The sequence below is a fragment of the Streptomyces sp. NPDC001970 genome, assembly GCF_053594115.1.
Genome location: NZ_JBSFDW010000008.1, coordinates 262,012 through 272,655 on the forward strand (window position 1 = coordinate 262,012; position 10,644 = coordinate 272,655).

14 protein-coding genes and 1 tRNA gene are annotated in these 10,644 nt (G+C 70.9%); 3 read left to right on the top strand and 12 right to left on the bottom strand.

The window, feature by feature from the left end; genetic code table 11:
• Positions 1–13: 13 nt before the first annotated feature.
• Positions 14–1,687, bottom strand: a complete 1,674-nt coding sequence (locus ACWCP0_RS13550) for a class I adenylate-forming enzyme family protein (RefSeq protein ID WP_451078971.1) — start codon at positions 1,685–1,687, stop codon at positions 14–16.
• A gap of 249 nt (positions 1,688–1,936) precedes the next feature.
• Here ACWCP0_RS13550 and ACWCP0_RS13555 point away from each other — a divergent pair.
• Positions 1,937–2,012: transfer RNA gene (locus tag ACWCP0_RS13555), tRNA-Arg, on the top strand.
• A 68-nt stretch (positions 2,013–2,080) separates the two neighbouring features.
• Here the strand turns inward: ACWCP0_RS13555 and ACWCP0_RS13560 are convergent.
• The 11 genes from ACWCP0_RS13560 to ACWCP0_RS13610 all read right to left on the bottom strand — a co-directional run bounded on the left by ACWCP0_RS13560 (position 2,081) and on the right by ACWCP0_RS13610 (position 8,623).
• Positions 2,081–3,232 carry a tyrosine-type recombinase/integrase gene (locus ACWCP0_RS13560; RefSeq protein ID WP_451078972.1) on the bottom strand — a complete coding sequence of 384 codons (1,152 nt, stop codon included), beginning with the start codon at positions 3,230–3,232 and terminating at the stop codon, positions 2,081–2,083.
• The gene (locus ACWCP0_RS13565; protein ID WP_451078973.1) at positions 3,232–3,420 is read right to left on the bottom strand and encodes a helix-turn-helix domain-containing protein; all 189 of its coding nucleotides are present in this window, start codon (positions 3,418–3,420) and stop codon (positions 3,232–3,234) included. Before ACWCP0_RS13565 ends, ACWCP0_RS13560 begins: the two co-directional genes overlap by 1 nt.
• Complete coding sequence (locus tag ACWCP0_RS13570) at positions 3,417–4,703, bottom strand: replication initiator (protein WP_451078996.1); 1,287 nt, start codon at positions 4,701–4,703, stop codon at positions 3,417–3,419. The genes ACWCP0_RS13565 and ACWCP0_RS13570 overlap by 4 nt, the downstream gene beginning before the upstream one ends.
• 137 nt (positions 4,704–4,840) lie before the next feature.
• Entirely contained in the window at positions 4,841–5,044 is a 204-nt protein-coding gene (locus ACWCP0_RS13575) for a hypothetical protein (protein ID WP_351233599.1), read from the bottom strand.
• 95 nt (positions 5,045–5,139) lie between these two features.
• Positions 5,140–5,481, bottom strand: coding sequence for a SpdD-like protein (locus ACWCP0_RS13580; protein WP_451078974.1), 342 nt, complete (start codon positions 5,479–5,481; stop codon positions 5,140–5,142).
• Between the two features lie 24 nt (positions 5,482–5,505).
• On the bottom strand, positions 5,506–5,700 hold the full coding sequence (locus ACWCP0_RS13585; protein WP_266374132.1) for a hypothetical protein: 195 nt from the start codon (positions 5,698–5,700) through the stop codon (positions 5,506–5,508).
• A 20-nt stretch (positions 5,701–5,720) separates the two neighbouring features.
• On the bottom strand, positions 5,721–5,912 hold the full coding sequence (locus tag ACWCP0_RS13590) for a mobile element transfer protein (protein WP_451078975.1): 192 nt from the start codon (positions 5,910–5,912) through the stop codon (positions 5,721–5,723).
• A 6-nt stretch (positions 5,913–5,918) separates the two neighbouring features.
• Positions 5,919–6,095 (bottom strand): hypothetical protein, encoded by a 177-nt coding sequence (locus ACWCP0_RS13595; RefSeq protein WP_451078976.1) that lies wholly within the window; start codon positions 6,093–6,095, stop codon positions 5,919–5,921.
• A gap of 17 nt (positions 6,096–6,112) precedes the next feature.
• Positions 6,113–6,781 (bottom strand): DUF2637 domain-containing protein, encoded by a 669-nt coding sequence (locus ACWCP0_RS13600; RefSeq protein ID WP_451078997.1) that lies wholly within the window; start codon positions 6,779–6,781, stop codon positions 6,113–6,115.
• A gap of 148 nt (positions 6,782–6,929) precedes the next feature.
• Complete coding sequence (locus ACWCP0_RS13605; protein WP_451078977.1) at positions 6,930–8,291, bottom strand: FtsK/SpoIIIE domain-containing protein; 1,362 nt, start codon at positions 8,289–8,291, stop codon at positions 6,930–6,932.
• Positions 8,292–8,296: 5 nt separating this feature from the next.
• A complete protein-coding gene (locus ACWCP0_RS13610) occupies positions 8,297–8,623 on the bottom strand; it encodes an SCO3933 family regulatory protein (RefSeq protein ID WP_451078978.1) in 327 nt (108 codons plus the stop codon).
• A gap of 156 nt (positions 8,624–8,779) precedes the next feature.
• Between ACWCP0_RS13610 and ACWCP0_RS13615 the strand changes: the two genes are divergently transcribed.
• Together ACWCP0_RS13615 and ACWCP0_RS13620 are read left to right on the top strand one after the other, a co-directional pair.
• Positions 8,780–9,571: a GntR family transcriptional regulator gene (locus ACWCP0_RS13615; protein WP_451078979.1), complete on the top strand. Its 792-nt coding sequence runs from the start codon at positions 8,780–8,782 to the stop codon at positions 9,569–9,571.
• Positions 9,568–10,236: a YdcF family protein gene (locus tag ACWCP0_RS13620; RefSeq protein WP_451078980.1), complete on the top strand. Its 669-nt coding sequence runs from the start codon at positions 9,568–9,570 to the stop codon at positions 10,234–10,236. Before ACWCP0_RS13615 ends, ACWCP0_RS13620 begins: the two co-directional genes overlap by 4 nt.
• Positions 10,237–10,644 lie beyond the last annotated feature (408 nt).

Genomic DNA, 10,644 nt, shown 5'->3' on the forward strand with positions numbered 1-10,644 from the left:
CGGCCTGCCGCGGCTAGCACCGGACCTGCTCCTCCAGCGGGCCCCTGAGCTCCCGCTTGAGGATCTTCCCGGTGGGATTGCGGGGCAGCGGCTCGTCCCGTACGACGACATGGGCCGGCACCTTGAAGGCCGCGAGGCTCCTCGCGACATGTGCCCGCAGCTCGTCGGGGGTGACGGAGGCACCGGGCCGCAGCTGGACCACCGTCGCGACCTCCTCGCCGAGGACGGGGTGCGGTACGCCGAGGACGGCCGCGTCGGCGACGTCCGGATGGCTGTGCAGGACGGCCTCCACCTCGACGCAGTACACGTTCTCCCCGCCGCGGATGACGACGTCCTTGATGCGGTCGACGATCGAGATCCGGCCGCCGTCCCCTACGGTCGCGAGGTCGCCGGTCCTGAACCAGCCGTGCTCCGTGAACGCGGCCGCCGTGGCCTCGGGATCGCGCCAGTACCCGCGCACCAGCGACTGCCCGCGCAGCCACAGCTCACCGACCTCGCCCTCCGGGAGCGCCTCGCCCGTCGGCCCGGCGATCCGGACCTCGGTGGCCGGGGACGGCCGCCCGACACTGTCCGGGAACTCCCGGTACTCGGCGCCGAAGTTCGCCGTCACACCTCCGCTCGTCTCGGTCAGCCCGTAGCCGTTGCGGGGCTCGATCCGCTGCCCGTACCGGGCCGTGAGCCGCCCGACGAGATCCGGCGGGGCGGCGGCCCCGCCGGTGTTGAGATGCGTGAGGGTCTCCAGGGCCGCCCCCTGCCGTTCGGCGGCGCCGAGCAACTGGAGCGCGGTGGTGGGCACCCCGGAGTAGTGCGTCACTCCGTGCTTCTCGATCAGCGCGAGCGCCTTGTCCGCGTCCCACTTCCGCATGAGGACGAGCGTCCCGCCGACGGCCATCACCGAGTACACCGTCGTGAAGGCCGCCACATGGAAGAACGGAAAGGTCATCAGGCAGACGGGGGCGGGCCCCTGCCCCGGGATCACGCCCCGCGCGAGTGCGGAGGCGGCGGCGGTGTACCGGGGGTTCATCGCGGCCCCTGCCTGGGCGAGCTGGGTGGCGACGGCGCCCTTGGGCCGGCCCGTGGTGCCGGACGTGTAGATGATGGTGGCGTCGTCCTCGGGGCGTACGTCGACGTCGGGAGGCGCGGCGGCGGGATCCGGGTGGGCCTCGGGCAGGTCCTCGTACCGTACGACGCCGTCGCCCACGGGCCCGTCATGGTGGAAGACGACCACGGGCACCCGCCCGCGCGCCCACGCCCCGACCCTCTCCAGCCGCTCCCCGTCGACGAGCACGACGCGGGGCTCGCAGTCGTCGAGCGCGTACGCGAACTCCTCCGCGGTCCACCAGGCGTTCAGCGGCACGGCCACCAGACCGGCCAGCTGCGTGGCCCAGAAGGCGATCTGCCACTCGGGGTGGTTGCGCATCCCGACCACGGCCCGGTCGCCGGGCCGCAGCCCGTACTCCTCGGTGAACCGCCGCGCCAGCGCGGACGCGGCCGCGAAGAACTCCCCGTACGTGTACGTCCCGCTCTCCCCCACGAGGAACGGCCGCTCCCCGAACGCCCAGGTGGCCTCGACGAACTCCCGCAGCGTCCGCGGCCCGGACGCGTACACCCCGTCGACGGTGGCAAAGGGGGCACCGGGCGCGGTGAGCGCGCCGAGGGCAGCCGAGGCAGAACGGGGGTGCGGCACGGTCGCCCTCCTGTCGTGCGGTGACGCTGTCGGCGCTGTCGCACTGTCGCGCGCGGGGCTAAGCGCCCGCTCAGTTCCGTGCGACGCTATGTGCGGCGCGGGACCGCGTCAAGATCTCCTCGGAGGGTGCCACGTACCTCGGAGGGTGCCACGCAACTGGATCAACCCACCGACCGCCGGAACGTCACCCGCTACACTGTGCGCGGTGGCGCAACGCTCACGGGGCGCGCCGCCTTGTCCCGCCTTCGCGCCTTCGTAGCTCAGGGGATAGAGCACCGCTCTCCTAAAGCGGGTGTCGCAGGTTCGAATCCTGCCGGGGGCACCAGCCAAAAGGCCCCGGACCGATCATGGTCCGGGGCCTTTGACATCAGCTTTTGACATCAACGAGGGCGGTCACTCACGGCCGGGGCGCCTCTTGAGCAGCCGGTCCATGTGGCTGATGGCCTCGCGCTGCGTGTCGTGGACGACGTGCGTGTAGACGTCCATGGTGATGCTGATCTGGCTGTGCCCGAGGATCTCCATCACGACGCGGGGCGCCACACCGGCCGCGGTGAGCAGCGTCGCGCAGCCGTGCCGGGCATCGTGCAGCCGGACGACGCGGAGGCCGGCGGAGTCGGCAACTCGGGTGAACGAGCGGTACACGTTGCGCGGCTCGACCGGGCGACCGGTGCGGATAGTGAAGACGTGCCCGTTCTCATCCCAGGACTCCCCCGCACGCTGCTTCGCGGCCGCCTGGCGCATCCGATGCCAGCGCAGCGGCGGGATGCACATCGCCGGGAGCGGCAGCGCGCGACGGCGGCGGTTCTTGGTCTCGTCGTCGTAGAGCACGCCACGTCGACGCTGGGTCTGCTGCCGGACGTAGATCACGCGGTTGTCCAGGTCGACATCGGTCCAGCGGAGACCGACGATCTCGCCTCGGCGCAGGCCCATGGCGATGGCAAGCACGAAGGCCGCGTACAACGGGTCCTTACGGGCGGCAGCGAGGAAATCCAGGGTCTCGTCGAGGGTCCAGGGGCTCAACTCCCGGGACTTGGCACGCGGCGGCTCTACGAGGGCAGCCACGTTCCGGGTCACCAGTTCCTCGCGGCAGGCGGCGCTGAGAGCCGTCCGCAGCACGCGGTGAGACTCCTTGGCTGTGGCCGCAGTCGTCTTGTTCTCCAGTTGGACGATGAAGCGCCGGACGTCGGCGACGCCGAGGGATTCCAGTCGCTTCGACCCCAGCATGGGCACGAGGTACAGCCGGACATGCGCTTCGTACTTGTCGTACGTGCTCAGCTTGCGCCGAGGCTTGACGATGTTGTCCAGCCAGTACGGCAGCCACTCCGAGAGCCGGGCCGAGCGGGTGGGCACGGGCACGCCCTGGTCCACCTTGTCGAGCAGTTCGCGGCGCTTGGTGTCGCACTCTGCCCAGGTCTTGCCGTAGGCGAACTTGCGGGCGCGGGTGCCGTCCGGCTGGAGGACGTAGACAGCGGCCTGATAGCGGCCGTCCTTGCGCTTGGTGATGGTGCCCGCGCCGTTGGGGTTGCGCTTGCGCTGCGTCGCCATCAGGCAGCCTCCTCGATCTGACCGAGCACGAAGTCACGGATCGCGTCGGCCGGGATCCGACGGCAGCCGTCAATCTTGATCGAGGTCAGGCGGCGCGAGCGGATCAGGTCGTAGACCTTGGAGCGTCCGACCTTGAGCCGCGCCATGGCCTCGGGCACGGTCAGCAGCTCAGCGGTTGCGGTGGTCATGCTGCGGCTCCTTCCGGTTCGGTGGTGTCGGGTGCGAGGGAGGCGGCGAGCCATTCCTCGCCGCGGGTGAGTCCGGTTCCGGCGAAGGCCCAGTGCGCGAGGACGAGGGTGGTGTCCTCGTCGTGTTGGTCGGCCGGCACCGCGTGGTCGCCGTGGGCGAGGGCGGCTTGGAGGCGGCGCCATTCGGCGCGGGCGGTGCGTAGGGCGCCGAGGGTGGTGGAGTAGCGGCGGGTTTTGGTGGAGAAGTGGCCGCGGAAGCCGAGCATGTGGGCCCATGCGCGGAGCCGGAGGTCTTCCAGGTCCTTGCGGGCGCCGAGGGTCCAGGCGGTGCGGATGAGTCGGCGGGCGTGTTCGGGGATGGACTTGCGGCCGAGTTCGGCGAGGAACTTGATGGGGCGGTCGAGGGTGCCGGTCGCGGTTTCGGCGCCCTTGGTGGCGTACTTGGCGATGTAGGCGGCGACGGCGCGTTCAGTGAGTTCGGTGCCGCCGTCGAAGTCGGCGGAGCGGATCGGGCGAATGTCGAGCTGGGTGCCGAAGGCGAAGGTGTGTGCGCGTCCGTCGACGACCGGGCCGGGCACGTTGACGGCTTTGGCGGCGGCGTGGATGGCGTCGGTGAGGAGTTCCGGGGTGGCCCAGGCCGGGGGCGGGGTGTCGCCGCCGTCGGGGCCGTCGAGGCGAATCACGGCGTGGAAGTGGATGGCGCCGCGGCGCTGGTACTCGGCGACCTTGGCGAAGGAGACGCGGGCGTGGTCGGCGAAGGCGCGTTGGGTGAGTCCGGCGCGCTTGGCGACTTCGCGGCGCAGGTAGATGGAGAAGCGGGCCCAGATCTTGGAGGCGTGCGCGTTCCACAGCACGGCGGCTTCGTAGTCGTACGTCTCGGGGTCGAGCGGGGTGCCCAGTTCCGGGGCGTCTTCGGCGTGCTGGGTGCCGCAGCGGCAGCGGCCCTTGGCGGGGCGGTTGTGGACGGGACCGAAGCTGGGGGCGGTGAAGGTGGCGAACACCCGGGGGTGGGTGGCCACGCGCTCGGGGGTGCCTTTGCCGCCGCGGAGCCCGGCGGTGATGAGTTGGTAGGTGTCGCGGCGGTAGGTCTCGGCGCAGGCCGGGCAGCGGGTGGTGCGGCGGTTGTTGCAGCGGACCAGGAGGTTCCCGGCGGGCAGGTCGCTGGCGGTGAGGTGGTGCAGGATCTCGCCGGTCGTGGCGTGGATGTCGGTGCGGTGGCCGTCGAGGCGGATCGGGGTGGTGCAGCCGCCGAGGCCCCGGAGCTGTCGCATGAGTCCGGGCATGGTGCCGAGCGAGACGAGGAAGGCGAGGTCACGCAGCGGGGGCGGCGCGGTCGCAGGCAAGGCGGAGTCCTCCTTCCAGAGGGGAGAGGAAGAAGGGGCACCGGCCGGCGGAAGGCGGTCGGTGCCCCGACGGGAGATCAGCGGGTGAATGCGGCGTCGGCGGCGGCGTCGAGGAGGTGGCGCAGGGGCGGGGTGGTGCCGGTGCCGTGGCAGGTGCGGCAGTGGGCGGTGATGGTGCGGCGGTGGCCGTGGCGGTCGCGGCCGCCGAGGGTGACGGCGGCGGAGGCGAAGCCGTCGCAGGACGGGCAGATGCGGGCCGGGGCAGGGCGGTGCTGGGGCATGATGGTGGGTCCTTCCGGTTGATTGAGGTCGGGTAGGGGCTGGACCCGTCCGGGCGGCGGAGACTTGGCGGTTTCAGGGCCGCCCGGAGGGCCGGTCAGCGTTGGCGCGAGTCGTTGAGCAGGGAGCGCAGGACGACGGCGCAGACGGCGACCGAGGCCGCGGTGATGGCGACGGCGAGCACGAGCGAGACCAGGACCGCGCCGACGACGAGGACGACCGCGGCACCGCCGCCGACGGCGACCAGAAGGCCGGTCGGGGTGAGCCGGATCGCGGGCACCGAGGAGCGGACCGGAGCCGGGGCGGGGGCCGGGGTGGTGTGCTGGCAGGCGCACGCGGTGGCGTGCTGATGCTCGACGACCGTGCCCGTGGCCGGGTGGGTGAGCGGGGTGACGATGCCGGTTGGGGTGGGCATGGTCGGGATGCGCGGGCGGAGCATGATGGGTTCTCCTTTCTGGGCGGGTTACTTGGTGGTGCCGTTGACGGCGTCGACGCCGGTCCGGGTGCCGGATTCGATGGCGGGGGCGAGGAAGGTGTCGGCGAGGAGGAAGCCGCCGAGAAGGAGCACGACGATGAGCCAGGTCGGCGGGCGCATGAGCTTGATGCCGAAGTAGCCGAAGATGGCGACCAGGACGATCAGGGGAAGTTCGACGTTCACGGCGGTTGCTCCCTCGGCGGTTAGTTGGCGCGGCAGCGGTGGGTGCGGGCGGCGAGATGGGCGGCGGTCTGGGTGGAGAAGTCGGCGGACCAGCCGCAGTCGTCGCGGGTGCAGACGGCGGCGTGCTTGGGGCGTCCGTTCCGGTCGCGGTGCGTGCCGATCTGCACCGGGCCGATCCGCATCACGGAGTGGAAGAAGTCGCGGGCAGGCATCGCTGGTCAGTCCTCTCGGCTGAAGTCGTCGGCGTGGTCGGTGAGCCACTGGCGGATCTCGGCCGACTCGAACTCGTCGGCGGCGTTGATCACGACTTCCGCCGTGGCCACGGCCTCCACGAGGCGGCCCTTTCGTGTGAGTTCGGCGGCGCGTTCAAGCGCGTGGCGGGTCGAGTTGCGCATGGGGTTCTCCGGTCTTGTCAGGCGAGGTGGGCGGCGAGTTGGTCGGCCATCGGGCCGGGCAGGCCGAGGCGGTCGCGCAGGATGGCGGCGTCGATCGGTGTGCCGGTCGCAGTGCGGTGGGCGTCGGCGAGCTTGCGGGCGTGGTCGACGAGCGCCGGAGGCACATCCGCCGGCGGAGGAGCGGGCAGGGCCGGAACGGGGTCTGCAGGCTCGACCGCGTCCGGCTCAGGCTCGAGCTCAGTCGTCGGTTCGGCCGGCACAGTCACCGGCTCGACAACCGCCAGCGGCTCAGGCTCGGCATCGTGGGCTTCGGGGCCGGTGGGTGAGTGGACGAGGAGGGTGCCGCCGAGGAAGGCGAGTGCGGGCCACCCGGCGACGAGGATGCGTAGCCAGTCGGGCACGTCGCCCAGGTCGAGCAGGCCCGCGGTGGCGACGTTGGCGCCGAGGGAAGCGGCCAGGGCGACGGCGAACCAGGTCCACGCGGCCCGGGCCGACTCGCCCTGTGCGCGGAGGATGCGCAGGCGTCGCCAGGCGGCGACGAGCAGCAGGTCGACCGAGATCGGGTAGGCCCATGCCTTCCAGCCGTCCTGTCCGGCAGCGGCGGCGATGTCGTGCAGGTGGGCGAAGGACAGAGCCCCGGCGATCACGGCTTGCACGAGTACGGCGTCCAGGCGGATCGAGCGGATCACGGGTCTTCACCTCCTTGAAGGGGTTGGGCCGGGGCCGGGCGAGGCACGAAGGGCCGGTCGCCCGGGCCCCGGCGGAGCCGTTTCCGGCATGGCGGGGGTAGGGACGTGGCGCGAAGCGGCCGCGCCGACCGGGCTGAGGGACGGGTCAGGCCGTGGCGGGAGCCGCAGCCGGGGTCGAGATCTCGACCGGGTCCAGGTCTGGCAGCACCGGCCGGAAGGGCTCCAGGCCCTCCAGCGCGGGGGTGCGGTGGGCGTTGGCGGTGCAGGCGTTCACGGCCTGCCGCATCGTCGTGAACGGGGTGCGGATGCGGACCCAGCCGCCCGTGGAGTCACCGGCCACGGCCATACCGGGCCGCTCGACAGGAATCTGCGTCGTGGCCAGCACCGCATCGGGGGAGATGTCGCCGAAGGCCATCTTGGCGGAGGCTTCATCGTTGACCCGGTGCGAGATGCGGCCGGTCAGCTGGGCACGGAGCATGGTGATCCCGTCGCCGAGTTCCGCGCCGAAGCGCTGCCCGCAGATCTCCACGTAGATGCCGGCGGCGCGGCCGAGCTGGACGAGGCGGACCAGCGCGGTGACGATCCGCTCGCGGCGCTTCTTCTCCGCGGTGTTGGAGAACAGGGCCAGCTCGGCGACCTCGTCAACGAGGAGCACGACCGGTACCGGTCGCAGGTGATCGGGCAGGCCCCAGATGTCGGCGGTGATCTCCGCATCCGCCGTGTCCGCGCTGATCCTCTGCTCGCGCCGGATCACCTGGTACGTGTCGGCCATCCGCTCAACCAGCGCTTCCAGCAGACCAGCCGCATCATCCGGGTTGTCGGCCAGCGCGGAGAACCGGCGCGCCAGCGGGGCGAGTTCCACACCCTGCTTGCAGTCGATCCCGACCAGGGCCACGTGCTGCGAGGCGAGTTCCTTGACCAAGTGGCGCTGATAGACCGACTTCCCCGACTTGGTCGCGCCGAGGTTCAGCGAGTGCGGCACCTCCAGATGGTTGCGGTAGTGGACCGCTCCGTCCTCCCGCAGTGCGACCGGGATACGCAGCCCGTCACGCGCGATCTTCGCGGGCATCTGGACCCGGGCCAGTACGTCGTAGCCGGTCATGCGCAGCTCGACCACACCCGACTTGATCTCACGGGAGGTGATGCCGTGCATGGCGAACGAGTGCCGCAGCCGGTCCGTGGATGCCGCGAAGTCGAACGCGTCCTGCCCCGGGCGCAGCTTGACCCGCAGTACCAGCCCGGTACGGGTCGGCCGGATCCGCAGGATCCGCGGCGGCCGGGAGGCGGGTGCCGGCCGGTTGGCGAGCCGGGCGAGGGTGAGCCGCAGCCGGGACGGCGGAACGGTCAGCCCGCACGCATCCATCACCGAGGCGTACCGCACCACGACCCGGACCACGGCCAGGGCCGCGCCGATGCTCAGCCAGTACCAGGCCGGGCGCAGCCGCCGCAGCACCAGCGCCGCGACGACCACCACCAGGGCTAAGACGAGGAACGTGTCCCTCGACATGTCGCTCAGCCCTTCGAGGACGGGGCGACCAGCGCGACGGCACGGAACGCGATGCCGTGCCGCCCGTCCCGCTCCCAGTCCCGCGCCTTGAGGCCGACGACCTTCACCGGCATACCGAGCGCGACCCCCTCCGGGATGCCGGTCTCCGGGACCGAGACGGTGTAGAGGTTCGCCTCGCCCTCATCGGCGACGGTCAGGCCGACCGTCATCATCTTCGCGCCGGACTCGCGGTCGACGGCGATCTCGCCGGTCTGCTTGTTGATGACCTTCAGCTGGGGCTCGACGGCGACGAAGACGACAGCAGTCGAAGTGTCGATCTTGAAGGACGGCATTGCCACTCCTGGGTTCGGGCCTACGGGCACACGAGGGACAGACGCTCTTCGCTGTCCTAGGACTACGAGTCCCTTGCGAGAACTATGACGCGCAGTCCCAGGACTGTCAATGTCCTAGGACTGTGCTTGACTTGACCTGTCGATGAGGAGGGCTGCATGGCACCGAAGTGGCGTGAGCTTGCGGACAGGCTGGCTGAGCGGATCAGGAGTGGTGAGTACGCGCCTGGCCAGCAGCTTCCGCACATCCGCGACCTCGTGGAGGCTGGCGAGGGCTCCAAGTCCACTGTGCATGCCGCCTATAAGGCCCTAGAGGCCGAAGGACTCGTCACCTCTTCCCGAGGGCACGGCACGGTCGTGCGCGAGCAGACCCCGCTGAAGCGGCTCGGCATCGCTCGCTACGACAAGGCGAAGTGGCGCGACGGGGACGAAGTCGCGTTCATCGCGGACCGAGTGGCATCCGGCCGTGCCTACCGCCGCAACGAGCAGACCCAGACGGTCGGCCGCGTCACCGCGTCGCCCTTGATCGCCGAGAAACTGGGGGTGGAACCAGACTCCGAGGTCTACGCCCGCGCCCGCCTGGTCAAGGAGGGCGAACAGCCCACGCACACCCTGACCAGCTACTACCGACCGGAGCATGTGGAAGGGACGCGGCTCGTGGACCCGACTCCGGGACCGGCCGGCAAGGGCGGGGGGTACAAGGTGCTGTACGACGCGGGATACGAGATCGACCACATGAAGGAGTCCCTGTTCGCGCGCGTCCCGACTGCCGAGGAAGTCAAGCTCCTCCAACTGCCGGCAGGGGAACCCGTTATGGAGCTCCACCGGACCACGTACACGGCGGATGGGACCGTGGTCGAGTTCGCCGTCGGCGTTCACGCGGCCTCGCGGTTCGCGTGGGAGTACGACTTCAAGGTCCCGGATTCGGCACAGTCGAAGGACGGCGCATGAACCTGCCGGACGCGGTCATGAAGGACGCGCAACTCCTCTGGGACTACCAGCTCATGGGGCACAGCCCGCAGCCGTGCTCCGTCGCCATCGGTCTGGGCAGTCACGACCTGGGCGTCGCCGACGCGACTGCCGAGCTGTATCGCCAAGGGATGGCCCCCCTGATCGTCTTCACCGGAGCCACGAGCCGGACGACCCGCGATCGGATGCCCCGCGGGGAGGCCGAGCATTACCGCGAGCGCGCCATCGAACTGAGGGTTCCCAGCGACGCCATCCTCGTGGAACCGCGGGCGCGGAACACCGGGGAGAACATCCGCTTCGCACGCGCACTGCTGGAGGAGCGAGGCGTACCGGTGTCGTCAGTGCTGCTGGTGAGCAAGCCGTACGAGGAGCGTCGGGCCTACGCCACGGCGCGCAAACTCTGGCCGGACGTCGAGTTCGTCAGTGCGTCGGCGCCCATGACCTTGGCCGACTACGTCGAGTCGATCGGCGACGCCCGCCTTGTCGTCGACATGCTGGTCGGAGCGCTGCAGCGCCTCCTGACCTACCCCGCCCAGGGCTTCATGATCCGTCAGGAGGTCCCTCAGGACATCCAGGATGCCTACGAGCGGTTGCGTGCCCAGGGGTTCACAAGCCGCCTCATCCCTGACGCCACTCAGGCGGAGTGAGTAGAAACCTTCTCTACGGGTTCAAGGCGGCTCGCTCCGCTCGCCGCGCGCGGCCCCGGCTCGCCGCCGGGCCCGACGCTCTTGTCTCCGCCCCGCTCCGGGCCCGGCTACGCCGGCCGCGCGGCTGTAGCGAGCACACCCGAGCGGTGGACGGTAGCCCGCGGTGGCTGGGCCCGGTCGGCTCCACGGCTTTAGGCAGCCACCATGGGGCGAGCCTCGAAGATCGGGGCCCACATCGGGCTATTGCGGGCAGGTCCAGAGACTGCCCGATTCGCGACCAGCGTACGGGCCCCGATCTCTCGCCCCATGGCAGCTCCGTAAGTTGTTAGGCGGCCCGGGAGGGCCGGGTGTGGCTGATGGCAGCTTGTCTCGTGTGACTCGGCAGGAGTGGCCGCCCGGCTCTTCGGG